This window comes from Sphingobacterium phlebotomi (assembly GCF_008180195.1).
Taxonomy (GTDB): Bacteria; Bacteroidota; Bacteroidia; order Sphingobacteriales; family Sphingobacteriaceae; genus Sphingobacterium; species Sphingobacterium phlebotomi.
In genome coordinates this window covers 58819-85202 of the sequence record NZ_VTAV01000007.1, presented here as the reverse complement: position 1 = coordinate 85202, position 26384 = coordinate 58819, and the positions used below count along the sequence as shown (strand labels likewise).

Here is a 26384-nt window from a genome sequence, read left to right as displayed (position 1 = left end):
TATGAAATACTTACTATCGGTACTTTGCTTCATCAGTATAACGTCTTGCCAAAATAGGCAGAGTGAACAAGCATTGGAGCAATTGGATAAAAAATCAGCACGAGAAGTCACTTTAAAAACGGTTACTAAGGGAGACTCGGTACTCCATATCACCACGCAGCATATTTGGTTCAATGGCGAACAGATCACTTCCCGAAGTGATACCATCTTAACAGCTGTGGCACCTGGCACTTGGAATACCACGGATTCATCTGCTACATTGAGCAAAGTACCTATATATGTAACTGTACAATAATGAGAAAAACAGCAACAAAAAGTATCAAATTGGTTTTGATCACTTCAGTATTAGCGTCCTGCGCACAGCCTAACGAAAAATCAGACACAGAGAACAGGCAACGTGTGTTCATGCGCGCGGACAGTACAGCAGCCTATACAGAAGTAACAGACAACTATACACAAGGCCATTCTGGAGGCGGTATGGGCTCCGCTTTACTTTGGTTTATGGCTTTTAGACACCTAGGAGGTGGCTTCGGTTACGCTAATAACAGTTTACATCCACAGTCGGTAGCTGGCACCAATGCTGCAAAGGCTGCGGCGTATCAAGCCCAGCGTGGAGGTTTTGGACGTAATGCAGCTTCTACTACCCGATCTTCTTACGGTTCCTGATGCAAATCAAAAAATTACGTATCGATCCGCAATGGCAATCTCGTTTGGAATCTATTGGATATGGCTACCATACACTCGACGGTATCCCATACTGGATCGACGATTATTATTATGAAATCCGCAGTCGGGATGCCGATTTGATCTATAACGCGACCAAAGAATTGTGGCAGATGTGTCTGGACGCTGTTGAGTACATCATCAAGAACAAACAGTATCAGCATTTTCATATACCGCCTTTTTTAATTCCTCATATTGAGCGAACGTGGGAGAATGATGACCCAGCGATATATGGACGTTTTGATTTTGCATACGACTCAACAGGAGGCGAATTAAAATTGCTGGAATTCAATGCGGATACCCCGACTTCACTTTTTGAGACCGGTATCGTACAGTGGTATTGGAAAAATCATTACTTTCCTGAGCTTACCGACCAATTCAATAGTATCCATGAACAGCTGATCCAAAGCTGGGTCAGATTAAAACCTTATCTAAAGGGAAGTATTTTACATTTTTCCTGTTCTAAAGAAACCTTAGAGGATCTGACGAATGTTGAATACCTACGGGACACAGCAGTACAGGCGGGTATCGAAACCAAGCTGATCTACATCGACGATATCGGTTGGACCGGCAATGGCTTTGTAGATCTGGAAGGCGAGCCTATTCTATCTATTTTCAAATTATATCCTTGGGAATGGATGGCAAGTGAAGAGTTTGCAGTGCATATCATCAATGATCCAAATCAAGGGCAATGGATAGAACCGTCGTGGAAAATGTTGCTATCCAACAAAGCGATACTTCCTATTCTGTGGGAATTGTTCCCTAATCATCCCTACCTCTTAGCCGCCTATTTTAAGAAACCGACTCACCTGAAACATTTTGTTAAAAAGCCTATCCTATCGCGAGAAGGTGCAAATATAGAAATGTACTACGATAGGCAATTGATTTATCATACCGAAGGTGAATATGGAGAAGAAGGTTACATCTACCAAGAGCTAGCAAACTTACATCGTGAAGAAACTGGTTTTTCGATTATCGGTAGCTGGATTATTGGACAGGAAGCTTGCGGTATATCTTTCAGAGAGTCGGATATGCCGATTACAACAGATAAAAGCCGTTTTATACCACATATAATTAGACATTAAGTAAATCTAGATGAAACACAAGGTAACCTCCATTCGACCATTCATTGGCGCAAAAGATTTCGATATGTCGAGAAAGTTTTATAGTGAAATAGGTTTTCAGGAAACAGTGCTAAGCCCTGTGTTATCTTTATTTACGTTGCAAGAATTGGGCTTCTATTTGCAGAAAGCCTATGTCAAAGATTGGGTAGACAATACCATGATCTTCTTTCAAGTAGAAGATATAAACCTTATTTGGGAAGAATTGGTATCTCTTCATCTCCCTGAAAAATATAGTGGTGTAAAATTAGTACCAATCCGTATAGAATCTTGGGGTCGAGAGTGCTTTTTACATGATCCCTCTGGTATACTCTTGCATTTTGGAGAGTTTTCTAAAATATGATACAGGATCGTTGTTGAACTGCGTCAATCGGGAGTTCAATTATCTTTTATTTAATGACATTCGTATGTCACTGTGGAAAATAAAAATATGCAACTTTGCCTAACAGTGTTAAATGGTTTTATACAATTAAAAAATGGGTAGCAAAGAGCGCATTCAACGTCTTAAAGATGAAAACCGGAACTCCATCCTGGAAGCATCCCTTCAGATTGTTAAAGAAGAAGGATGGCAAGCTCTTAGTATGCGCAAAATTGCGGAAATTATTGAGTATACCGCTCCCATGATTTATGAATACTTTGCAAATAAAGAAGCCATTTTAAATGAATTGGCAAAGCAAGGACATCTTTTGTTGGCAAAAAGAGTCAAACAAGCCCATGCTAACGAGAGTACGTTGGAAAAACAACTGGAAGCTATGTGGTTTAGTTATTGGGACTTTGCCTTTGAAGAACGGGAACTCTACCAATTGATGTTTGGCGTAGGAACAGCATGCTGTGGTGCGGACAAAAGCGAAAAAGGGCGCCCATCTTTTGGCGACCTTATCGCCGATGTGATTCGTGAAATTATGATCGAGCAGCAACCGTCGGAAGACTTGATTTGTCGAAAGTATTTCACCTACTGGTCTGTGATCCATGGTTTGATTTCTATTAATTTGGTTAATAAAGGAAATGGAGATACAACCAATCAACAGGTACTCAAAGATGCTGTCTATGGCATTACTCGTTCCCTGAACGATTAATTTTTTTTGCACAAAAACATACAACGTTAGACAGTTTAACACTGTTAAACACAAGTAAACATAATAAAATCTTAAAAAGATAATCTAATGGTCCGTTATAAGAAATGTAAATCTGGGATCGTTACTACCCATCTAGCTCATACAATTTAAAAAATAATATTTATAAATGAAAAAGCAACTATCGACCTATCCTCAGTACTTGAAGGCTCTATTACTTAACAATGTTAGACAATTTAATATCGTAAAAAGCCTATATATTTTAAGCGTATTTTTTTTGTACAGCTGTACTACGGGTACTAGCCAACCTGTTATATCAGCTCCGCCTGCACTGCCAGTAGTTACTTTAGACAGTGAAGACCAGATCATTTATCAAGAATATCCGGCGTCTATCGAAGGAGCTTCTATGATCGAAGTTCGACCACAAGTAGAGGGGACACTCGATCGCATTTATGTAGATGAGGGTGCTCAAGTACAGAAAAATCAACTTTTGTTCAAGATAAATGACCGTCTTTATCAGGAACAACTCAATCAAGCCAAAGCAAATTTACAGGCAGCTGAAGCGGCGTTAGAAAATACGGCACTAGAAGTTGAAAAAAAGAAACGTCTTGTTGCCAACAAAGTACTTACTGATTTTCAATTGAAGGCCGCAGTTAGCGCCCATCAAGTTGCGAAGGCAAGCGTACAACAGGCAAAATCAGTTGTCGAAGCAGCAATAATCAACGTAGGTTACACAGAGATTAGAGCTACTACGGATGGTTACATAGGTCGGTTATTAAAGAAGCAGGGCAGCTTAGTCAGTCCGGTAGACAGCGAACCTCTTACACAACTATCTGATGTACGGACATTGCATGTTTATTTTTCCCTCGGAGAGAACGACTTTATCGCCTTTAAAAGTGATACAAAGGGAGAAACTTTAGAACAAAAATTACAACAGGTGCCTCCCGTAACCCTATTGCTGTCTAATCAAAGTATATATGAGCATACCGGGAAAATAGACATGATAGATGGGCAATTTGATAAGAACACTGGAGCGATTACGCTTCGCGCTACATTCCCTAATCCTGAGGGCATTCTACGGAATGGCAATACCGGGAAAATTCGTTTGGAGAAACATTATCTAGAGGCAGTACTTATTCCGCAATTAGCAACGATAGAAATTCAGGATAAAATCTTCGTATACAAGGTGAACGACGATAATAAGGTAAGCCAACAATCCATTACGATCGTTGGGAAGAACGGCGAAAATTACCTAGTCGAAAAAGGGATAAAGGCAGGAGATCGCATTGTCTATAAAGGCATCGATCTACTACAGGACGGACAAGTTATCACACCTCAAAACACAACTAAAGAAAGTATTTATTAATCTCGTTAACGCTAACACAACATGTTCAAAAAATTTATAGAACGCCCCGTCCTCGCTACGGTTATATCCATCATACTTGTCATTTTAGGAATTATAGGTATCCTGAAACTTCCATTACAGCAGTTCCCCGATATTGCTCCGCCCGCGGTACAAGTTACAGCATTATACCCAGGAGCGAACGCTGAAACTGTGTTGCGTGCGGTAGCTCCATCATTAGAGGAATCCATCAACGGTGTAGAAAACATGAGTTACATGAGTTCAACCGCTAGCAATGATGGTTCTCTGATGATCACGGTATATTTCGAATTAGGCACCGATCCCGATCAAGCCGCCGTTAATGTACAAAACCGTGTTTCCCAAGCAACCAGCCAGTTACCTACGGAAGTCGTCCAGGCAGGTATCACGACTGCAAAGCAGCAAAATAGCTTAATCATGGTGTTGGATCTCTATACCGAAGACGAAACAAAATATGATCAAACATTTATTACAAATTATGCCCAGATTAATATCATTCCAGAACTCAAACGAATTCCGGGAGTTGGGCAAGCGATTGCCTTTGGCGGTAGTAAAGATTATTCGATGCGCGTTTGGTTAGATCCCAATCGAATGGCAACATACAAGTTAACACCGGGAGAAGTAATGGCAGCCATACAAGATAAAAATATGGAAGCTGCTCCGGGTAAGTTTGGTGAAAATAGTAAAGAGGCATTTGAGTTTGTCATTAAATACAAGGGAAAACTCGATCAACCCGCTGAATACGAAAATATTATTATCCGTTCTAATACGGACGGATCTGTATTACGACTAAAGGATATTGCACGCGTTGAATTGGGATCGTATACTTACGCCAGCCACACACGCATTGATGGCAAGGCCGGTTTGAATATCGGCATTATGCAGTTGGCAGGTTCGAACGCCAATGAAATCCAAATTGCCATACAGGAGTTTATGGACAAAGCATCACTCCACTTTCCCAATGGCGTAAAGCACCTTGTACTTTATAATACGAAAGATGCCCTTGATCAATCTATTGATCAGGTAAAACACACATTAATAGAAGCATTTATTTTGGTTTTTCTAGTTGTGTTCTTGTTCTTACAAGATTTTCGATCCACCCTAATTCCGGCAATAGCCGTTCCAGTAGCTATTATCGGAACGTTCTTTTTCATGCAGCTTTTCGGTTTTTCCATCAATTTGCTCACGCTGTTTGCACTTGTATTAGCTATCGGTATTGTCGTCGATGATGCCATTGTTGTTGTCGAAGCCGTGCATAGTAAAATGGAGCATACACATTTGCCTCCTAAATTAGCCACCACATCCGCGATGGGAGAAATAACAGGTGCCATTATATCCATTACACTGGTGATGTCGGCTGTATTCCTTCCTATCGGTTTTATGGAAGGATCTACGGGTGTATTTTATCGACAATTTGCCTTTACATTAGCCATCGCTATTGTCATTTCCGCTGTCAATGCATTGACACTAAGTCCTGCACTTTGTGCGCTGTTTCTAAAACCTGTACATCATGGCAATGCAAACGGTAAACGGCTCGGTTTTAAGGATAAGTTCTTCGCTGGGTTCAACGTAGGTTTTGAGAAGTTAACACGGAATTACTTAGGGAGTCTGCGCTTTTTGCTTCGTCGCAAATGGGTGGGTCTTTCGGGATTAGGTTTATTAATCCTATTGATTGTTTTTATGGCACAGAGAACACCGACAAGTTTTATTCCTTCGGAAGATCAGGGTTTTATTGCGATCTCCTTATCAATGCCTGCAGGAGCATCATTGGACAGAACATCCCAGGCTTTAAAAGAAGCGGAGCAACAGCTTCAGCAAGCTTCCTTTACCAAAACACTCAATGTGCTGGCAGGATTTAATATCTTAACACAATCCACAAGTCCTTCAGCTGGTGTAGCCTTTATCCTGCTTAAGCCACACGAGGAGCGCGGTGAAATCAAAAACATCAATGCTATTATGGATGACGTTAATCAAAAATTGTCCAGCATTAAAGGCGCAAATTTCTTTGTATTCACCTTCCCTACTGTACCCGGGTTCAGTAATGTTGATGGTTTGGATATGGTGTTGCAAGACCGTACCGGAGGCGAGCTACAGAAGTTCAGTGACATAGGACAAGGGTTCATCGGACAACTGATGCAACGTCCGGAAATTGCAATGGCTTTTACGACTTTTAGAGCGGATTATCCACAATACGAATTATTGGTTGATGACATAAAGGCAGAACAATTGGGTGTTCGGACAAGGGATATCCTTCATACGATGCAGGCCTATTTCGGTAGTACGCAAGCCTCCGATTTCAATCGTTTTGGCAAATACTATCGTGTCATGGTACAGGCTGATTTCACGAACCGTATAGAACCTTCTGCAATGGACGGTATATTCGTTAAAAACCAAAATGGCGATATGGTACCCATTAATACACTGGTTCAATTGCAACGGGTATACGGCCCAGAAACGGCATCTCGATACAACCTTTTTAATTCTATTGGCATTAACGCGATTCCGAATCCCGGCTACAGTTCTGGCGACGCCATACGAGCCGTGGAGGAAGTCGCTCGCGAGCAATTACCTACAGGCTATTCTTATGAATTTTCAGGAATGACCAAAGAGGAATTGGTTTCAGGAGGGCAATCTACAATCATTTTTATCCTATGTCTTGTATTTGTTTACTTTTTGCTCGCCGCACAATATGAAAGCTATATTATCCCGTTAGCCGTCATTTTATCTATCCCTACAGGTATATTCGGTGTGTTCGCAGCTATTGGATTAACTGGCATATCCAATAATATATACGTACAGGTAGCCCTCGTGATGCTTATCGGATTATTGGCAAAAAATGCCATTCTCATTGTCGAATTTGCTCTTCAGGGGAGAAAACGGGGATTACCTATCGTCAAAGCTGCCTTAAAAGCCGCTAAATTGCGCCTTCGTCCCATTATCATGACTTCGCTTGCTTTTATCGTGGGTATGATTCCCATGATGAGTGCCGTAGGACCTTCGGCGCAGGGAAATCATGCGATAAGCATAGCCGCAGCGGGAGGCATGCTGTCTGGCGTGGTACTAGGGCTTTTCATTATTCCAATATTATTTGTCGTATTCCAATACCTTCAGGAGCGTGTCAGCAGCGTCAAAGCGAATAATCATCTATTGCCCTCCCATACCGAAGAACAAGTATTAGTAGATACGACCTCTGTACATACATAACAATATAATAGAAATGAAAATAAAAAACGGTTTTCTCTTCTCCTTGGCTATTTCCGCCTCGTTGTGGGCGTGCCAAACCAAGAAGCTCAGCAATGACATCACGCTCTCTCCTCCCGCATCTTTCCGTAGCGAGCAGTTAGTGGATGCAGATAGCAGTATAGGCAATGTTCCCTGGTGGGAATTCTTTCAAGATCCGGTATTACAACAACTGATCGATACCGCGCTACAACAGAATATGGATATGCAACTCGCACTCAAGAATATCGAATCTGCACAGTTGATGTTTGCTCAGGCTAAAGCAGAACATCTACCTAGTTTACAACTGCATGTGCAGACAAATAGTACCAATCCTTCCAACAATAGTCTAAACGGATTGAGCTTAGGTGAGTTTTTGGGACAGAACCATATTGAAGATTATACGGTCGGCTTAGGTCTATCATGGGAGGCTGATATATGGGGAAAGATTAAGAGCAAAAAGGCGGCTGCACTTGCGTCGTATTTACAAACGGAAGAGGCTAGAAAAGCGATTCAGACACAACTGGTTAATCAAGTGGCGAAAGGATATTACCAACTGCTCATGCTTTATCGGCTCCAGGAAATCGCCCAACAGAATTTACGATTGAGCGACAGTACACTTCAAGTACTACAGCACCAGTATGACGTCGGCGAGATCAACCTATTGGCCTTAGAACAGGTTGCTGCACAACGGCAGACAGCGGCTGCGTTAATTCCCGACTTTCAACAACAAGTCCTACTTCAGGAAAACGCTTTACGCTCACTCAGCGGCGAATTTCCAAAAGAAATACATACCGCAACTACACTGGATGCTGTCAATCTTCCCACGGACCTTGCTGTAGGTGTACCCGCGGATTTATTGAGCAAGCGTCCTGATGTTAAACAAGCTGAATTATCGGTAACGACGTCGCAAGCTTATCACCAAGTCGCTAAAGCACAGATGTATCCTTCTTTATCCATCACCGCGCAAGCTGGTGTCAATGCGTTTAAAGTCAGTAACTGGTTTAATATTCCGGCGTCTCTTTTTGGGGCTGTAGCGGGGAGTGTGACCCAGCCCGTTTTTCAACGAAAAGAGTTAAAGACCCGATACGAAATCGCACGCGTTGAATATGAAAAAAGTGTCATTCAGTTCCGGCAGTCTGTCGTCAATGCAGTAGGTGAAGTGTCGGACGCTTTGATCTCCATCCAAAAACTAAAAGAGAGGCAGGAGATCGTACAAGACAAAACAAATCGATTAAAAACGGCAGTTAAGCATGCTGATTTACTTTTCGAAACGGGTAGCGCCACGTATTTGGAAGTCATCACTGCCCAAAGCAACGCACTACAGAGTGAACTGGAATTGATACAAATCCGTAAGGCGGAACTTGTCGCTGTTGTGGATTTATATCGGTCGCTCGGTGGAGGTTGGTCGAATTAGCCACTAATATATATTATAAGATATCAGTAAAGTACAAAGCAAAAATGGGACAAGCCTTCTTCTTAGACTCGTCCCATTTTTGCTCCCACGAGAATTTATTTCGGCCCTGACTACACTTCTGTCGTTGGGTTCTTGCATGTGTTTCATTGTTATTGCCCGTCTGATTATTCGGTCGGAATCTTTGACATATCCATATAAAAAATCTCCCAGGTGTGTCCGTCAAAGTCTTCAATGGTACGCTGTTGCATAAAACCATAATCTTTCATCTCGCTAGGCTCAGTTCCCCCAGCATTCAATCCATTTGTCACGATATTATTCACCTCGTCAATACTGTCTACCGATAATGAAAAAAGCCCCGCAACGTTATTCTTTGTGTCTGCAATAGGTTTAGTAGTAAATGTTGCAAACTTTTCGTGTGTCAAAAGCATAACAAAAATATGGTCACTCCACACCATACACTTTCCACTTGCGTCCGAAAATTGAGGGTTGTTTGTAAATCCCAATGCAGTATAAAAGTCCATTGAATTTTGTAAATCTTTTATTGCTAAATTGATAAAAACTTGTTTTGCCATTTTATTTTAATGTTTAATTATGAATATTAATAACGGTTTTGTTCTCATGTTGTAGCTTCTTAAAATTTAGTATTACTTTGTTTCTCTTTGTTGTAGATTAAATACCGTACCTGCGGGATCAGTAATCCAATGCATATTTTCAGGGAGTTCTTCCAATTCATCACAAGTTTCTACACCATTCAAATGTAAATAGTTTGTTGCTTCTTCTACGTCAGGAATTGTAAGTTGCAACCAAGTTTCTGAATGGGTGTAGTTGTCCACGCAATCCAGCCAAATAATATTATTACCAAATTTCACTTCGTGCGTTCTGGAAACGGTTGGATTGTCTATTGGTTTTTCCTCCACGTCCAGTTTCAGAATATTCCTGTAAAAGGCAACCGTTTTTTCGTATTTGATTTTAGGTATTTTGATGGCAATGTTGATGCCTGCTTCAAATTTGGGATTCATATTTCTCTTTATTTTAATTTTATTTCCTTTTTAAACTGCCAAATAGCAAACCACATAAGTTTTTGGCAAGTTATTATCTTTCAAGTTTTATCAGCTTGCCCTATGTCAAGAAATGGGTTTTCATAGAGCACATTGTGTGTTAAGGATTAGTGGGAAGTTGTTTAAGCAGTTCCGTAGATGCATAACCCCGTTAGTTAGATGGCATATTGACTTTAGTAACTTCAATTTCCTGTCTTATGCGAAGCCGATTAAAAATGAATATACATAAACTTGTAACGCAAAATAAACAGCGTATGATAACGAAAGCAATTCAAATAACGATTCTAGTCAAGGATTTAGAAGAATCGAAAAAATTTTACACCGAAAAATTGGGCTTTACTGTATGTGTCGACCAAATGTTTTCTCTAGATTGGCGATACCTGGCGGTTGCTCCTCAAAAAGATAATGCCACGGTATTTGAACTTGTTAAAGCTGAAACTCCAGAACAACAAAAACTAGTTGGCAATCAATCAGGAGGGCAAATTCTTGTCATGTTTCAATCTAACAATATCGACGGCGATTATATAACGATGAAAGAAAAAGGGATTGTCTTTCACGGAGCACCAACAACGGTGCCCGGAGGCAGAGGTGTAGGTTTTGAGGACCTTTACGGAAATCAATTTGATCTATATCAACCTGATTACAGTTAAAATGTCGGTCGATAGGCACCTGTTGTTAAAAGTACAAATTTTCATTTTTTATCGCTACGTGTCACTATAACCTTCCACAAAGTGTTTTTCAAAAAGTAATTTCTCCAGATTTCAAGACAATCAAAACTTTCTAAAATCAATTTTGTTTTCATGATAGTAAATTTATCAATTCAGCGTATGATACTAAAACATTGGCTTCAAGAGTTTGAACAGGAGTCGAATAACACACGTAAACTGCTCCAGTCGGTACCACAAAAGGATCTCAGTTATCGTCCATCAGATATCTCATGGACGATGGGCGAACTGGCACAACACATAGCTACCATATACTATTGGTATGTTGGGACACTCACACAAGACGTTTATGATATCGCGGCTGACCACCTGGAAAGAGGGAGTCCAAACGATATAAAAGAGACCTTAACACTATTCGAAAATAACGTAAAAAAAGCACGGGCGGCATTAGCATCCCTGACGGAAGAGGAGCTTTCAGACGAATGGACGATGAAAGTAGGAAGCAAAGTTGTTCTCGGACCCCTGCCGCGGGAAATAGTCGCTAGAAGTTTTCTTTTCAACCACATCTATCATCATCGCGGAGAAATGATCGTGTATCTACGCGCGACGGGTAATAAGGTACCGGGGCTATACGGGCCTACGTATGAAGATAGTATGAGTTCAAACTAATAAAATGGGGGATTATAGAATATGAAATTCAATATTATAGCAGCCGTTTTATTTCTTTTTATGGGTACAGCCTGTGCACAGAATGTTGATCACAAACTTGACGGTACATGGCATGTAATTTCAAAAACAGAGACAGAAGCAGAAGACGACACAGTAATTGATCTTGATGAAGATATGTACGAAAAAGGTGAGAAAACCTATCATTTCGCCGGCAATACTTTAACTATAACGGAAGGGTTCGGAAAACACAAAAAGAGATTACCCGTAAAAATAATTGATGATCGATTGTTTATAGGAAAAGCCGAAAGAAATAAAGAGCCTTACCATATTTCACTCGATGGAAAACAATTGATTTTAACAAAAACTAAAATCAAGAAAAAGAAAGGCAAAAATCAAAGAAAAATTGAGGTTGTAACACTAGAAAAGTAAAGATGTATCTCCACTTTATATAAGTTTTGAGAAATTCCAATAAGTTATTTTTTTGTATATTTGCTAGAATGAAGGAAAACAGAAAGCAACTTACAACAAGATTTCTCTTTTTTTTACTTCATCTGAGAACGCTCGGAACAGTGAAGCTGTCTCCCCCTCCAAGCGTATAATCCAGTCAATATAAAACGCATTGAAAGTCACCGTACTTTTCGTTTAGCTCATAGGGCTTATTCCCTTTGATATACCCCAGTTTTAGAATAAACCCATCTTTTTTTATTTGTTGTAAAACGTATATAGGAGAAAGTAAAAAAATAGAATATACATGGACGAAAATAGACCCGTAAAAATAAAAATCAAAGATCTAGTATTGATTTTTGGCAAAAAGAAAGAAAAGGCTCTTCAGATACTGAAGCAAGGTAAAAATAAGAAAGAAATTCTAGAAGCTACACAGTGCTCCGTAGGGGTGAACGGCGCCAGTTTTGAAATTTTCGAAAATGAATTTTTTGTAATTATGGGTTTATCGGGAAGTGGTAAATCCACGTTGCTCCGTTGTTTAAACCGGTTGATAGAACCCACCGCGGGAAGCATCTATATTAATGACGATGACATTACCCGAAAAACGCATAAGGAACTTTTGGACGTGCGGCGTACAGAAATGAGTATGGTCTTTCAGAAATTCGGATTGCTACCGCACCGCACAATTATAGAAAACGTTGCCTTCGGTCTAGAAATTCGTGGAGAAGATGCAGAAACGCGGAAAGAAAAGGCACAAAACGCGCTGGACACTGTCGGTTTACGTGGGTTAGAAAATCAGTATCCCTCACAGCTTTCCGGTGGTATGCAACAGCGTGTAGGGTTAGCTCGAGCATTGACCAACTCTCCGGAGGTATTACTAATGGACGAAGCTTTCTCTGCGCTCGATCCGCTGATTAAGACGGAGATGCAGGATGAATTACTTGCTCTGCAGGAAAAGCTAAAAAAAACAATTGTATTTATTACGCATGATCTGGACGAGGCCATTAAGTTAGGTGATCGGATTGCTATTATGAAAGATGGCGTTATTGAACAGATCGGATCGGCTGAAGAGATTTTGACTAATCCGGCAACTGAGTACGTGGAAGCATTTGTAAAAAAAGTGGACCGCAAGACGATCATTACGGCTGGCACCTTGATGCATGCCAAACCGACCGTTGTACGGCTGGGAAAGGATGGCCCAGAAGGAACCTTGCGGAAAATGCGTGCAACGGGGCTGGATGTATTGCCCGTCGTGAACGATCAGCAGGCATTTATGGGTTTTGTATGGGTGAAAGACGCTGTACAGTGTGCTAAGGAGAAAGAAAAAACGATACACAAAATTTTACTTTCGGATGTTCCTGCTGTAACGACAGAGGTAACTGTAGAGGAAATGTTGCCCTTGATTTCTGCAACACGCTCGCCGATTGCAGTTGTAAATGGAGATGAGAAAAGGTTACTCGGAATTGTAACCCAGAATTCCCTGATCATCGAAGCGACGCGATTTGACGCACAGGATATCCAAGATTTAAAGGAACAAGCAAACAATAGTTAAAAAGATGGAAAAAACGATAGATATAGGACAATATGTAGCTGTTGCTGTCAAATGGCTTACCGATAATTTAAGGCCTTTTTTTGATTTTATTAAGGTTACAGGAAATACCGGGATAGAAAGCCTAGAGTGGGTTTTTGTACAAACTCCATTTTATATCATAATTGCATTGTTTACGTTCATTGCCTGGAAACAAGCTGGAAAGAGCATCGCACTATTTACCGTACTGGGGCTTACACTCATTTATCTGATGGGCTTCTGGGAGGAGACCATGCAAACTTTAGCGCTTATTCTTGCTTCTACATTGATTGCCCTAGTCTTTGCCGTACCGCTTGGTATATGGGCGGCGAAGAACCAGACCGCCAACGGTATTATCCGTCCACTGCTGGATCTTATGCAGACGATGCCAGCTTTTGTATACTTAATCCCTGCTGTACTGTTTTTTAGTATTGGAAAACTCCCCGGAGCATTTGCGACTATCATTTTTGCGATGCCACCGGCCGTGCGACTGACAACCTTGGGTATTGAACAGGTGCCGAAAGACGTTCTGGAAGCGGCCCACTCCTTAGGTGCCACTTCAAAACAAATCCTTTTTAAAGTCGAATTACCCCTGGCCATGAAAACAATCTTGACGGGGATTAACCAAACGATTCTGCTTTCCTTGTCTATGGTTGTTATTGCAGGAATGATTGCGGCCGGTGGATTGGGCGAAAAGGTACTCGAAGGGATCAATAATCTGGACATTGGCCTAGGGTTTGAAAGCGGATTGTCCGTTGTGATTTTAGCTATTATACTCGATCGTATCACGCAGGCTTTTGGCAATAAAAGATTATCTAAATAAGTAATCAGGTATGAAAGGAATGAAGTGGACATTGATGATCGTTACATGTTTTTGCCTGTTCGGCTGCGGAGATCATCTTACTAAGCGTATCAGCATGGGCATGGTGGAGGGCTGGGCCGAAGGAAATGCCATGACAACAGTCGCACAGGAGTATTTGAAAGAAAAAGGATACCATATTGTTATTCACAAAGCGGCACCGAATCTGTTATTGGCATCCATGGATAACGGGGATACCGATATATTTATGAACGTATGGTTACCAAAAACCCATGGAGACAAGATTGCTCCCTTTCATAACATTCAAAGTGTAGCAACGAATTACGAAGGGGCACTATTGGGACTCGTGGTGCCAGACTACGTGGAAATAAATTCCATTGAAGAACTAAACGCTAATATCGATAGATTCGATGGAAAGATTATGGGCATTGAAAGAGGTACCGGCATGGCGATCTATACCGATAGCGTTATCCTCGCCTATGACTTAAATTTCCGCCAACTCAACTCGTCTATGGTGGCGATGGCTGCCGAACTGAACAAGGCCATAAATGAAAACAGGTGGATTGTTGTGACGGCTTGGCAACCGCATTGGTTGTTTGGAAGATTCAACTTGAAGTTTTTGGAAGATCCAAAGAAAATATATGGAGAGGTGGAGCATATCGAAACGTTCGTACGTCAAGATTTCGATCAAGATTTTCCGGAGGTTTACCGTTTCTTCCAACATGCTTTTTTTGATGAGGAAATAATGGCTGATCTCCTAACGAAAATGGAGGCCAGCAAAAACCAAAAAGAAACAGCAAAAAAATGGATACAGCAAAATAGATCGATGTTGGACGCTTGGTGGGGCGGATAGGATAGTTTCTCTATCAGCGCTTCCTGTGTCAGGATTTATCCAACCTTGCGAGGGCAACAGCACAGCTCACATACGTCTTATTCTTCAAAGAGGGGTTTCGACCCCTTTATTATGGTCTAACGCAAGCTGAATCGTGAAGTCCGATTTGTTCATCGACGATTGCCTAACTCCAACGCCACATACTTGATCATCAGCTCACCATTCGGGAGTAATCACTTAGCTTCCAAAAGATTAACAGGATTGATTCATCTCGATTAAAACGTTACATAGTAACATGTTGACGAACCTTAACTAACTATTGTTCCGTACTGGTTACCAAGGGGATGTCTTTGAATGGCCATTGCCCATCAACAATGGGAAAGGTTATCAGTTGATCGGGATCTACCACCACATGTTTAATCCGCTCTCGATGCCAAGTATATACGATATGTACTAACCCATCCGATGTCTGTATGATTGAAGGATACGAATATTGTTTCTCAGGCTCATCAATATAGTCCAACATCAACGCAGCATCCCATTTCTTACCATCCTTACTGATAGCGAGGTTGAGTACTCCTCTTCCTTTATGCCCCATTCCTTCCTGTTCGCGCGTCGAATGATTATACACCAACAGATGTCTTCCATCTTTCAACGTAACCCCATCCAATCCAGAATTGTTATTTGGCAAGGTTGTCCAAGTCATCTCCGACCAAGTTAAGCCTCCATCCTTAGACCAGGTTTCCGTAATCCGTTCTGCACCATTTGTGTTCGTCCGACTAAGCATCTGAATGCTCCCATCAGTGTGCGTAAGCAAGGTGGGTTGTATTGCAGCCATTTTCTTCCCATCATTCAGCGGCCCAATAAAAGACCAACTTCTCCCACCATCGGTACTACGTTCCAAATGCGCTTTCCATCCACCATTCTCATTGCTAGATCCCGATAGAATGGTACCGTCCAACAACTGAATCGGTTTGTTTTTGATTGGTCCCAGAAGCTCACCTTCCAACCGCTGCGGCTTGCTCCAGGTATGTCCATTATCGTTAGATGTTATAAATTCACCCCACCATTCCTTCGGACTAGGCCCAACCTTAAAATACAGTACGAGATCCTCACCCCGCGGTTGAAACAACACAGGATTCCATGTTGGAAATCTCTCCCCATCTGGCTGCACACCATCTGCAACAGATATAGGAGACGTCCAAGTACCATCCAATTTCTTACGTTGTAGACGAATTTCTACATCCGGGTGCCGCTCATATGTCCCGCCAAAATAAGTACAAAGTAATTCCTTGTTAGGCAGTTCTACGATTGTCGCGGAGTGGCACGATGGAAAATCAGCTTCCATAAACAGAAATTCTTCTAAAATGATACCCGCTTGATGCTTCACCATCTTTTCCGGTCGGGTCTGCGCATTTAACAAGCTATTAAAAAGAAATAATGCGATAGCCATCATGCGGAACCACCACAGATTGGTCAACTTATTTGAGCTCATACGATATTTTTTTGATAACGATTTATAACAGACTACAAATGTAGTAACGTAAATCTCCGACTTTCTGTATCAAATTTGCATATATAACCAAAATCTTTGCATACGAAAAACAAACATTATCGCATCGATTACTATTTTCCCATTCTCGTCAGAATGGTTTCCATTTCTGCCATGACGTTATTAATCTTAGCAATAGTTAGATCAAAAGGTTCCGAGGTATTCATATCCACACCAGCATCTACAAGTAACTCTACAGGATACTTTGTACTTCCTGAAGATAAAAAATCAAGGTATTTTTTACGATCTGCATCTGTCCCCTTTAACACTTTTTCCGAGAGTGCCGTCGAAGCAGTGAACGACGTCGCATATTGATAGACATAAAAATTATAATAAAAATGTGGAATGTAAGACCATTCGGATTTAACATAGTCATCGACTATACAAACATTTTTATCATGACCGTAGTACCGCTTCGTCAGATCAAGATACATTTCATCAAAATCTTCACCAGTGAGTGCTTCGCCCTTTGCGACCTTTTCATGGATCATCGATTCGAATTCGGCAAACTGCGTCTGTCGGAATAATGTTCCTTTGGCGCCTTCGAGATAGTTTCCAAGGATAGCGAGCCGTATCTTATCGTCTTTGATCTGCTGCAGCATATAATCGTTCAGCAATTCTTCATTTAACGTGGACGCGACCTCAGCGACGAAAATAGAATAGTTTGCGTTTGCGAAATGTTGCTTCTTATTGGTCAAATAGCTGTGCATAGTATGCCCTAATTCGTGGGTCAACGTCGACATATCATTATACTTCCCATTATAGTTCATGAGTATATACGGATGTACATCGTAAGCTGATCCGTTAGAATATGCACCAGATCTTTTTCCTTCGTTTGGATACATATCAACCCATCTTTCATTGAATGCTCTTTTTGACACCTCTATATAATCAGTGCCCAACGGTTGCAAGGATTGTAAAATATTTTCAACCGCTTCTTCTACGGTATATGCTAAATCTACTTTGTCAACCAACGGAGCATACAAATCATAATAATGTAGCGTGTCCACCCCCATCATGCGCTTCCGGAGATTTAAATAGCGGTGAAAGGTTTCCAAGTTTCCATTCACATTTTCGATAAGATTATGAAAAACATCTGTGGGGATATTATCACCATCCAGCGCCCGGTTTAATGTGCTCTCGTAATTTCTGGCTTTTGTTGCAAACAAAGCAGCATTAATATTTCCGTAAAGCTGAGCCCCAAAAGTTCGTTGAAATTCATTCAACTTACCAAAATAAGTTTCAAACACCTTGCTCCTAATTTCTCTGTTATCACTCGCTCTGTACAGTGCAAAATTGGCGGTATTAAGCTTTACACGCTCGCCGTTCAATTCAATCTCTGGATGCGGAAACTCCGCATTAAAAAATGTACTGAAGATATTTGCGGCATTGCCAGACATTAAAGAAGAATAGGCCATTACTTTCTCGACTTCTTCGGAACCTCTATGTGCTCGCTTCCGAAGTAAATCCATAAGGTAAAATTTGTATGTTGTCAGTTCTTTCTCCTTTGCAAAAAAAGCGTCGAGCTGACCTTCCTGTAGGGTTAACAATTCTGGCTCCATGAAGGATGTCAATGCACCATATGCTGAAAACAGCTGTTGCAGCTCCTGCTTCATGCCAGCGTATTTCGTCACTCTGGTATCTTGATCAGATTTCATCGATGCATAAGATGAAAGCCTTACCATCTCTTTCCGCAGCGTACTATTCAACTCCAGTGCTTCCAAAAGTACGGTAGCAGATTGTGTAAGCTTACCTTTGTACGAAACTACTTGCTGCATTTCTTGTTGCACCCTTTTCTTTTCTTCTTTCCAAGTCTCATCTGTAGCATAGAGATCGGACAGGTTCCATTTATATTTTTCCGGTAGTTCTTCCCGAACTTTCATCTGACTAACGGCAACCGTCGTAGAAAATAACATCATGGTGGCAATCAATTGTGTTTTTGTACGCATACTTCATGGATAATAATGCGCACAATTTACAAAAATCTTTCCGATTTTGGTCAATACACAACGTTGTTAGTCACAACACCAATTATATTTTAGCTAACTTTGTCCTTTCATTTTCATTTAATTATTCAGCAGTGTCTTTAGATAAATTAAAGCTTAGTAAACGTCTTCATGCATCCATGAATGATTTGGGTTATTTTACAGCAAAAGAATTCCAGTTGAAATCACTTTCCCGAATCATCGGTGGGCATAATATTATTGGCGTTGCACCTGAAGGAGCTGGAAAAACAACTACGTATGTCCTTGGGGTACTGATGCGCTTAAAATATACGCAAGACGAGGCTCCCAAAGTCTTAATTTTAGCACCTAATGAAGAAAGAATTGCCGAGATCATAGATCGCTTTCTAACTATTAGTAACAATAAGAACCTCCATATCATGGGACTTAAAACGAGCGGAAGTATGGAAGAAGAGATCGAAGATCTGGTTCGTGGTGTGGATATTGTTGTAGCAACTCCTAATCGTGCTCGTGCTGTGTATTTAAAATTGGGACTTAATTTAAATCGTATTCAGACATTCATAATCGATGATGCAGAAGAAATAGTTAAGCAAGGAATGCAGACTACTGTAAGGGAACTAGCGCAGAGCTGCGGAAAAGTCCAGTATCTAGCATTTAGTACAGTCGAACATGAAAAATTGCATTTGATGATTGATGATTTTATGCCCTTTGCTACACTGGTCGAGGTGGAAGAGCTCGGTGAGAAAAAAGCTGAAACACATGAACTCATGTTATATCAAGTTCCTAATTTTACTACGAAAATCAATTTACTGAATCTTTTGATGAGAGACGATGATGTATTTGATAAAGTTGTCGTATTTGTGAATAGTCGACTTACTGCACAAAAACTAAGTCAAAACCTACATGCTAAAAAAGGAGAAGTTGCTGTATTACACCCTTTGTTTCATGATGATGTAGGTATTGATGATATCCACGATTTTAAGCAAATTCCTGAATGTCGAATACTCATTATTGCAAATGAAGGTACAAATGATATTGATTTAAGTGGGATTCCTTTTATATTTCATTTTGAAATACCAGAAAATAGAGATGTTTTTGTGCAACATGTCGTAAAAACTTCAAATAATGACGTTATTGCTATTACATTTGCGACCGACATTGAACTTCCGGAACTCAAAAAAATAGAACAATTTTTGGGAGAGAAAATCCCTGTCATGCCTCTTCCAGAGGATCTTATTATCTACCGTCCGTCCAATAATCCCAAAGAAAAGAATGAAATGGACGAATCACAAGGTGGAGCTTTTCATAAAAAGAAAGAAAGTAATAGCAAAACCTACAACTATGGCGGTGGGGTAAAAGCCAAAATTACAATGAAGAATAAGAAAAAATAGTTTTACGAATACACTGACAATTAGAAAATACCATGGAAAAACAGAGAATCAATACAGGTATACTAAGCTTTGGAATGTCAGGACGCGTTTTCCACGCTCCTTTTATCTATACCAATGATCATTTTAATTTCACAGCAGTCGTTGAAAGAACAAAAAAAGCAGCAAAGGACATCTATCCCGATGTGAAAAGTTACGACAGTGTTACCGATCTGTTGGCGGATGAGCATATAGAACTTGTTATAGTTAATACACCAAATTATACCCATTTCGAATTTGCAAAAGAAGCCCTAGAAGCCGGAAAACATGTTCTGTTAGAAAAGCCTGCTGTAGACAATCTTGATCAACTCAAGAAGTTATCCGAAATGAGCGAAAAGACAGGTAAAAGAATCTTTTTTTATCAAAATAGACGCTATGACAGTCATTTTATGCAAGTAAAAGAGATTATTGAAAGTGGTCAGCTTGGAAAAATCATCGAGACACACATACGGTTTGATCGTTACAATATGGAATTAGGCCCCAAGGAATTTAAAGAAAACAGTCAATATGCTTCAAGTGGCGTCGCGTATGATTTAGGCCCCCATGTTCTTGATCAAGCCTTTTCCATTTTCGGAAAACCTACTAAAATTATTAAAACAACTGCTATCAACAGACCAGGGTCACAAGTACCTGATTTCTTTAATTTTCATTTGCTCTACCCAGATAATCTGCAAGTATTTTTGACTGGAAATCTCCTGGTGGCCGACCCACAGCCAGCCTTTGTAGTTCACGGATCCCAAGGAACTTTTACTAAAAAAATGGTCGATGTCCAAGAACGGCAATTAATTGATGGGATGCTGCCAAACGCGTCAGGATATGGAATTGAACCAAAAGGAAGTGAAGGAAAGCTAGTAGTCATTGATAAAACAGGAGAAAAACAGACATCGTTACTTCCTGCACGAAAAGGAAATTATAATCTTCTATTTGATGCTATCTATGAGAACCTACGTAACCAAGTAGCGTATCCCATATCTATAGATCAAATTAAATGGCAAATCGAAGCTTTACAAGCCGAGGATTTTAATATTTTCCATTAAGCTACGGGTAAAATCAACGTTGATGTACGCCAATTTTCGTTGGAATAATTCGATTGATGCTTCCATAATTGCTTATCATGATAAACACCCGAAGCCCACGCTCCGGGTGTTTTTGTTATCGCCTTCGCCTTTTACCAGTACAGTTTCATCGTTGTCCTTGGTGAAACCACCCAATGCTTGTTGTTTTATGTTCATCACATATTGTTTTAGCAACAGGGCCCATTCCCTCGCTGTGAAACAAAAGTGGTCTGCGCAGGAAATTTTAACGGAAAACGACTACAGAAGGGCACAAATGGCACAAAAAGGCACTAATAACGACGACAATGGCGTCAGCAACCCGGACGGAAGTGTCGTTTCGGCGGACGGAAATGTCATGTCGTTGGGCAGGAGGGTAACGTCGACGTCCGCCGAAATCATTTTGTTACCCTACCTGATGAAACTTCCGGCCATCTTCTTTGCGTCGGCGTACGGGACGATCATTCCCTTGCCCAAGACAAACGTATTGTCGTATGCCAAAGTTATTTTGATGCGCAGGAGCTTATTTTCGCCGGGCAAAGAGATTATGTAGAAAGGCGGAAAATTAGTTCCGGAGAGCAACAGTATCATCTTGGCGCACGGCATATTGGCTTCCCCGCATGGAGAGATGAACAAGAAGCCCATCTTCATCGTGCCGGCGTATGCCGAAGTCCGTTTCCCGTACAAAAGAACCGTATCCTTGTCCGGCGCATCGTTCAAGTCGTGCGCCGCCAAGACGTCGGCGGACGGCAAAATAAAGGGGAAGTACGATCTTACCCATACCTCCCCTTGCGTCAGTACGGCGCGCAAAGTCCGTATTATATTAACGTTTTACTTTGCGCTTGCTTTCTTTGAAAGCCCGGCCCAGATTATCTTCGGTATAGAAATGACGCCTTCCCATAATCCGCGGCACCAAGATGCCACGATCTACCCAACGGGTATAGGAGATGGCACATTGTACGCATCCCCTTTTTGGCTGCTGACGGTTCTCGTTGTTTATTTTGATTATATATTAATTTACAACTGGTAAACTACCTCCATCAACAATATAATCTACACCTGTAAGGATCATGAATAATTCTCCTGACTAAACAGAAATAAGGAGTGATAGATAATCTGGTGTAATTTTAATAAAAACCTATTCGGTGTGATATGTGTTCTTTTATAAAATATGGTAAAAAGGCTGATTCTAATTTTAATATTATTCTTGGTAAGCGATGTTTACTTTTATCAAGCTGTCGCAACTTTAACTTCGAATACACTATTTCGAGTCGGTTACTGGCTGGTAGATTTCTTATTGTTTATAGGGTTGATATCGCTGATTTTTGTCCGCAGAGTACGTAGCGATACGCAACGTTTTATACAAATCTTAATCACGGCTGTACTGCTCGTATTCATTCCAAAATTATTTTCCTTTCCTATTCTTCTTGCGGAAGATATTACCCGTTTGTGGCGAGGTTTCCCGCCGCGTAATTTTTATGTAAGTGAAATCACCATTGTCGTAGCATCTCTAATTTTTATAATCGTCATGTTTGGACTGACACGGGGGAAGCATTTTTATAGATTACGGAAGGAAACGCTTCACTTTCCCGACTTACCAGAAGCATTCGATGGCTTCACAATTACACAGCTTTCTGATATCCATTCCGGAAGCCTCACAAATATTAAAGGTGTGCAGAAAGGTATTGATCTCGCTAATGCCCAACAAAGCGACTTACTTCTGTTCACTGGGGATCTTGTTAATAATGTCGCGACGGAGATGGAACCCTGGGTGGATGGATTCACAAAGCTAAGCGCTCCGTATGGTAAGTATTCCGTGCTCGGCAACCATGATTACGGGGATTATGTCCGATGGGAAAATAGAGTAGCAAAAGAAAAAAACATGCAACGATTAAAGGAGATACATGCTGAAATGGGCTTTAAACTCCTATTAAACGACGCTATCACCATAAATAAAAATGGGCAGAGTATCGCTTTAATAGGAGTAGAAAATTGGGGGAAAGGTGGTTTTCACAAATACGGTGATCTAAAGAAAGCAGCCGCAAATGTCGCCTCCGAATCATTTAAGATACTCATGTCGCACGACCCATCGCATTGGGACGAAGTGACGTTGGATCGTGGCCATCATATCCATTTAACGTTGGCGGGACATACACACGGTATGCAGTTTGGTATAGAGCTTTTTGGTTTTAAATGGAGTCCAATTCAGTATATGTACAAGCAATGGGCAGGACTCTACAACCGGGAGGGAAAATATCTTTATGTGAATAGAGGTTTTGGATACCATGGTCTGAAGGGTAGAATCGGCGTATGGCCTGAAATAACCGTACTTACACTGAAACGAACGTTTTGATTAACCGTTTTAATCGTTTAGTTTTTCAAGCTTATCTTATCAGGGTCAACTACTGAATAGATAGCGGTTATTTCTCCACGACTGTTATTAATCTGAACTGGCAAAGCTGTATGAACGTCTAATTGAAAAATATCAAACTTAGACGTATTCTTCAGCAAATATTACCTCACTCGGATTTTCAGGTAGATATAAGATTATCCTTTCTTCTCTGTCAATTTTGTGCAAATCCATTAAGCTGACAATTTTCTTAAAACTTGCCGTCCGGAGCTGTCCACTGTCGTCCAAAAACTCCACTTTAAACTTTATCTGTGGTTGTTCATTGATATATGTGCCGGTTTGACTCGCATCGATTACGCTAGCATGGGCCGGTTTACCTTTAAAAACCAATTCCATTTCATTGTTTGTCCCGCCAAAAAAACTGCCTAATAACCCTCCCATCACTACATTAACAATGAGCACACCAAAAAACAATCCCCAAAATGGAATGGTTACCCAAGGATGCCAAAAATGTAGAAAGCGCCAGCCGTTTCCCCCGTTTTGCAGCCAATATGAAAAGATCAAGTAGCCTACAGCAAACGCAATTAGGCCTACGAAAGCTCCGTAACGGCGACGTATAATATTATTGTTTTTCTTTACTTGCACATCTTCGGGCACAATAATAGGTGGTCGTAATTTCGGATCCATACGCATCTTAATGAACTCCCCTACCTCAAATCGTTTCTTTTCGGATCGAGTGTCACTAATTTCATATGGAATACGAACCAATGTTCCCGATAAGTTCTGTAGGCTGATTTCAAGATCCAAAACCTGATAGTCATCCGTCTCCTTCTTTATACTTTTCTTTTCCACATGTGCCACAACCGGTATTCCCTCCTTTACAATAGACTTTGCATCATTGTATTGCTTGCTTGCAGGCCTAATAAAGCTTCTGTAGCTCCAAAATATAAAACAGATCCATGCAATCGTACCCACAGCCAGATAAGCGATCGCCATCCAAGGTGACGTTCTGGTGCCGAAACCATAATTTCCTGAAAAGACCCAGGGTAAATATTCAAATATCATCGGGAAGATGAAAATGAAAAACAAGATGTATCCTGTCCAAAATCTATTCATCAGTATATTTTAATTTCTTTCAAACTTAACTTGCTTCCCCGTTATGTCTGCTGTCACACTATAACCTTCACGGCTTCCCGACACTGAGGCACGCCATCCTCCCCTATTCCTCATACGTAAGAAATAGATATGCGTTACGGTCTCAGCTCCTTCGATACGCTGTGCATAGGCGGTCATCTCGTTAAAAATACGGCTCACAGCCATGAAATCTAAATCAGACAAAGGAAAAAGTTCACTTTCGAACGCTGCTCTTCCGTGCGTACGCACAGGTTTAGGTTTTCCCCATTTCCCATCGCGAAAGCTATAACTGTCTAAATATTCAGGTGTATCCGGATCCTGCACCTGCAGGTTTATTCTACCGTCGTCATAAAAATGAATATCTGAATGAAACATGATTTCCTTACCCTTGAACTTGGGCAGTTCCGTCAGTTGAAGTTGTGCATTTCTCAGTCCTGCACTATCGGACAGAAAGTTTATTTCTTCGGGTTCTTCTACGGGAGTGATGTCTTCTTGCTCTGGTATTTTCTTCAAATTCTTATTTGATGTGGCATCCTGATTAGTTAAACTGTCATTTGACCTGCCGCTTGATTCACGCTCGAATGTATCAATGAAACTTTGCTGAATCTGGCTACACGAACACATTAAAATCACAGATACAATTGTACATAATTTTCTATAAAGTGCTTCATTTTTCATCCAGGTATAATTTATCTTCCCCTAATAAGAGGCGTAACTAATACAAAATTAAGGCTATTATGCTAAATAACGTTAAGAAAGAGAGATACAACGTGTATACAAACAACGTAATAACGACTACAAAACGACTACTTCTTTTTACCTTCTTGCGTATACCTAGGTTCGCTAAGAGGATTATCTTTTTTCAGATAGCTATCAAGATCCATCACTCCCTCCGTAGCGCTCTTGGGAATCAGGTGTATATACGGATTATGAGAGATAGAAACTTCATGAGGGTCAATCACATAAACGGGAGTCGCCGTGGGCACATAGTCAATCAAGGAAGCAGCCGGATAAACCTGTAATGACGTACCAATGACCAGCATGATATCAGCCGTCAATGCTTCCACGACAGCTTTTTCCATCATCGGCACCATTTCTCCAAACCACACAATGTGGGGCCGGAGCTGTGCACCGTCCGCTCCGATGTCTCCTAAAACCAAATCTTCAGACCAATCATAGATTAGCTGTTCATTCTTTTCACTACGCACCTTATTTAGTTCGCCGTGCAGGTGAATGACACGGGATGATCCTGCTCTTTCATGCAAATTATCGACATTTTGGGTGATGATACTTACTTCATATTCCTCTTCCAATCTCTTTAGATAGAAATGCGCCGCATTGGGTTCTACGGTTTTCAATTGACGCCTGCGATGATTATAAAAATCCAGCACCAATTTGGGATTCTTTCTCCATCCCTCAGGTGTAGCCACATCCATGATGTCGTGGTTTTCCCATAGGCCGTTAGCATCCCGGAATGTGGAAATGCCACTTTCCGCGCTCATTCCCGCTCCTGTCAAGACAACAATTTTCTTCATCATTTCGAGTAGCTCTATCGCACCGACTACTATAGATAAATATTCCCTTCTTCATCAACCTCCTGGCGGCTCATTGGAACAGCATGTATATAATCGCTGTCTCTTGGATAAGTGGTGAGTATACCAATATCCGTCTGATCGATAATTTTCTTTAGCTTTTCTATTGCTTCTTGATTATAAAGGTTTTCTGTACTCATATCGTAACATTTGTATATTATTTATTACAACAACGAGATTGTCTCTTTGTTCTGATATATTTATAAAACCTATTTATTCGTAATAATGTATATTTACGATTTGATAACATGTGATCTATGACAGATAGATAACGAAATCAACAAACAGATCAGATCCAAACGGAGTCCTATTGAGTAGAAGGCA

General features: G+C 40.8%; 27 protein-coding genes. 19 read left to right on the top strand and 8 right to left on the bottom strand.

Translation table 11 applies throughout. The features are described from left to right. The first annotated feature begins 1 nt into the window (after position 1). The 8 genes from FXV77_RS11845 to FXV77_RS11810 all read left to right on the top strand — a co-directional run bounded on the left by FXV77_RS11845 (position 2) and on the right by FXV77_RS11810 (position 8934). Positions 2-295, top strand: a complete 294-nt coding sequence (locus tag FXV77_RS11845; RefSeq protein ID WP_148919435.1) for a hypothetical protein — start codon at positions 2-4, stop codon at positions 293-295. Next, positions 295-666 (top strand): hypothetical protein, encoded by a 372-nt coding sequence (locus FXV77_RS11840; RefSeq protein WP_148919434.1) that lies wholly within the window; start codon positions 295-297, stop codon positions 664-666. Before FXV77_RS11845 ends, FXV77_RS11840 begins: the two co-directional genes overlap by 1 nt. Beyond that, positions 666-1808, top strand: coding sequence for a glutathionylspermidine synthase family protein (locus FXV77_RS11835; RefSeq protein WP_148919433.1), 1143 nt, complete (start codon positions 666-668; stop codon positions 1806-1808). The genes FXV77_RS11840 and FXV77_RS11835 overlap by 1 nt, the downstream gene beginning before the upstream one ends. A 10-nt stretch (positions 1809-1818) precedes the next feature. Continuing rightward, positions 1819-2187 carry a VOC family protein gene (locus FXV77_RS11830; protein ID WP_148919432.1) on the top strand — a complete coding sequence of 123 codons (369 nt, stop codon included), beginning with the start codon at positions 1819-1821 and terminating at the stop codon, positions 2185-2187. Between the two features lie 133 nt (positions 2188-2320). Then, positions 2321-2920, top strand: coding sequence for a TetR/AcrR family transcriptional regulator (locus FXV77_RS11825; protein ID WP_148919431.1), 600 nt, complete (start codon positions 2321-2323; stop codon positions 2918-2920). A 166-nt stretch (positions 2921-3086) separates the two neighbouring features. Continuing rightward, the gene (locus FXV77_RS11820; protein ID WP_148919430.1) at positions 3087-4283 is read left to right on the top strand and encodes an efflux RND transporter periplasmic adaptor subunit; all 1197 of its coding nucleotides are present in this window, start codon (positions 3087-3089) and stop codon (positions 4281-4283) included. 21 nt (positions 4284-4304) lie between these two features. Further along, complete coding sequence (locus FXV77_RS11815) at positions 4305-7502, top strand: efflux RND transporter permease subunit (protein ID WP_148919429.1); 3198 nt, start codon at positions 4305-4307, stop codon at positions 7500-7502. Between the two features lie 13 nt (positions 7503-7515). Further along, positions 7516-8934, top strand: a complete 1419-nt coding sequence (locus FXV77_RS11810; protein ID WP_148919428.1) for an efflux transporter outer membrane subunit — start codon at positions 7516-7518, stop codon at positions 8932-8934. Positions 8935-9098: 164 nt separating this feature from the next. On the opposite strand, the gene FXV77_RS11805 is transcribed toward FXV77_RS11810, so the two are convergent. Next, entirely contained in the window at positions 9099-9506 is a 408-nt protein-coding gene (locus tag FXV77_RS11805) for a VOC family protein (protein WP_148919427.1), read from the bottom strand. 72 nt (positions 9507-9578) lie between these two features. Then, positions 9579-9953, bottom strand: a complete 375-nt coding sequence (locus FXV77_RS11800; RefSeq protein ID WP_148919426.1) for a VOC family protein — start codon at positions 9951-9953, stop codon at positions 9579-9581. A 293-nt stretch (positions 9954-10246) separates the two neighbouring features. On the opposite strand from FXV77_RS11800, the gene FXV77_RS11795 reads away from it, so the two are divergent. The 6 genes from FXV77_RS11795 (at position 10247) to FXV77_RS11770 (ending at position 15010) form a co-directional block, all read left to right on the top strand. Further along, entirely contained in the window at positions 10247-10642 is a 396-nt protein-coding gene (locus FXV77_RS11795; protein ID WP_148919425.1) for a VOC family protein, read from the top strand. Positions 10643-10819: 177 nt separating this feature from the next. After that, positions 10820-11326, top strand: a complete 507-nt coding sequence (locus FXV77_RS11790; RefSeq protein WP_148919424.1) for a DinB family protein — start codon at positions 10820-10822, stop codon at positions 11324-11326. A 21-nt stretch (positions 11327-11347) separates the two neighbouring features. Beyond that, positions 11348-11755, top strand: a complete 408-nt coding sequence (locus FXV77_RS11785; protein ID WP_148919423.1) for a hypothetical protein — start codon at positions 11348-11350, stop codon at positions 11753-11755. A 322-nt stretch (positions 11756-12077) separates the two neighbouring features. Further along, positions 12078-13322 (top strand): quaternary amine ABC transporter ATP-binding protein, encoded by a 1245-nt coding sequence (locus FXV77_RS11780; protein WP_148919422.1) that lies wholly within the window; start codon positions 12078-12080, stop codon positions 13320-13322. Positions 13323-13326: 4 nt separating this feature from the next. After that, positions 13327-14160 (top strand): ABC transporter permease, encoded by an 834-nt coding sequence (locus FXV77_RS11775; protein ID WP_148919421.1) that lies wholly within the window; start codon positions 13327-13329, stop codon positions 14158-14160. Positions 14161-14170: 10 nt separating this feature from the next. Then, a complete protein-coding gene (locus tag FXV77_RS11770; RefSeq protein ID WP_246162447.1) occupies positions 14171-15010 on the top strand; it encodes a glycine betaine ABC transporter substrate-binding protein in 840 nt (279 codons plus the stop codon). Between the two features lie 295 nt (positions 15011-15305). Here the strand turns inward: FXV77_RS11770 and FXV77_RS11765 are convergent, their stop codons facing one another. Both FXV77_RS11765 and pepF read right to left on the bottom strand, forming a co-directional pair. Further along, complete coding sequence (locus FXV77_RS11765; RefSeq protein ID WP_148919420.1) at positions 15306-16484, bottom strand: sialidase family protein; 1179 nt, start codon at positions 16482-16484, stop codon at positions 15306-15308. A 131-nt stretch (positions 16485-16615) separates the two neighbouring features. Then, entirely contained in the window at positions 16616-18490 is a 1875-nt protein-coding gene (gene pepF / locus FXV77_RS11760) for an oligoendopeptidase F (RefSeq protein ID WP_148919419.1), read from the bottom strand. Between the two features lie 5 nt (positions 18491-18495). On the opposite strand from pepF, the gene FXV77_RS11755 reads away from it, so the two are divergent. The 5 genes from FXV77_RS11755 to FXV77_RS11735 all read left to right on the top strand — a co-directional run bounded on the left by FXV77_RS11755 (position 18496) and on the right by FXV77_RS11735 (position 23337). Beyond that, positions 18496-19896, top strand: a complete 1401-nt coding sequence (locus FXV77_RS11755; protein ID WP_246162446.1) for a DEAD/DEAH box helicase — start codon at positions 18496-18498, stop codon at positions 19894-19896. A gap of 32 nt (positions 19897-19928) precedes the next feature. Further along, complete coding sequence (locus FXV77_RS11750) at positions 19929-20969, top strand: Gfo/Idh/MocA family oxidoreductase (RefSeq protein ID WP_148919418.1); 1041 nt, start codon at positions 19929-19931, stop codon at positions 20967-20969. 232 nt (positions 20970-21201) lie between these two features. Next, a complete protein-coding gene (locus FXV77_RS11745; protein ID WP_148919417.1) occupies positions 21202-21537 on the top strand; it encodes a hypothetical protein in 336 nt (111 codons plus the stop codon). Between the two features lie 75 nt (positions 21538-21612). Next, the gene (locus FXV77_RS11740; protein WP_222867778.1) at positions 21613-22014 is read left to right on the top strand and encodes a hypothetical protein; all 402 of its coding nucleotides are present in this window, start codon (positions 21613-21615) and stop codon (positions 22012-22014) included. Between the two features lie 141 nt (positions 22015-22155). After that, complete coding sequence (locus FXV77_RS11735; RefSeq protein WP_148919415.1) at positions 22156-23337, top strand: metallophosphoesterase; 1182 nt, start codon at positions 22156-22158, stop codon at positions 23335-23337. Positions 23338-23475: 138 nt separating this feature from the next. Here the strand turns inward: FXV77_RS11735 and FXV77_RS11730 are convergent, their stop codons facing one another. From FXV77_RS11730 to FXV77_RS22135, 4 genes are all read right to left on the bottom strand, one after another. Further along, positions 23476-24450, bottom strand: coding sequence for a hypothetical protein (locus tag FXV77_RS11730; protein ID WP_148919414.1), 975 nt, complete (start codon positions 24448-24450; stop codon positions 23476-23478). A 9-nt stretch (positions 24451-24459) separates the two neighbouring features. Next, entirely contained in the window at positions 24460-24981 is a 522-nt protein-coding gene (locus FXV77_RS11725; RefSeq protein ID WP_148919413.1) for a hypothetical protein, read from the bottom strand. A 293-nt stretch (positions 24982-25274) separates the two neighbouring features. After that, the gene (locus tag FXV77_RS11720) at positions 25275-26006 is read right to left on the bottom strand and encodes an SIR2 family NAD-dependent protein deacylase (RefSeq protein ID WP_148919412.1); all 732 of its coding nucleotides are present in this window, start codon (positions 26004-26006) and stop codon (positions 25275-25277) included. A 26-nt stretch (positions 26007-26032) separates the two neighbouring features. Next, complete coding sequence (locus FXV77_RS22135; RefSeq protein WP_187444104.1) at positions 26033-26200, bottom strand: pyridoxamine 5'-phosphate oxidase family protein; 168 nt, start codon at positions 26198-26200, stop codon at positions 26033-26035. Positions 26201-26384 lie beyond the last annotated feature (184 nt).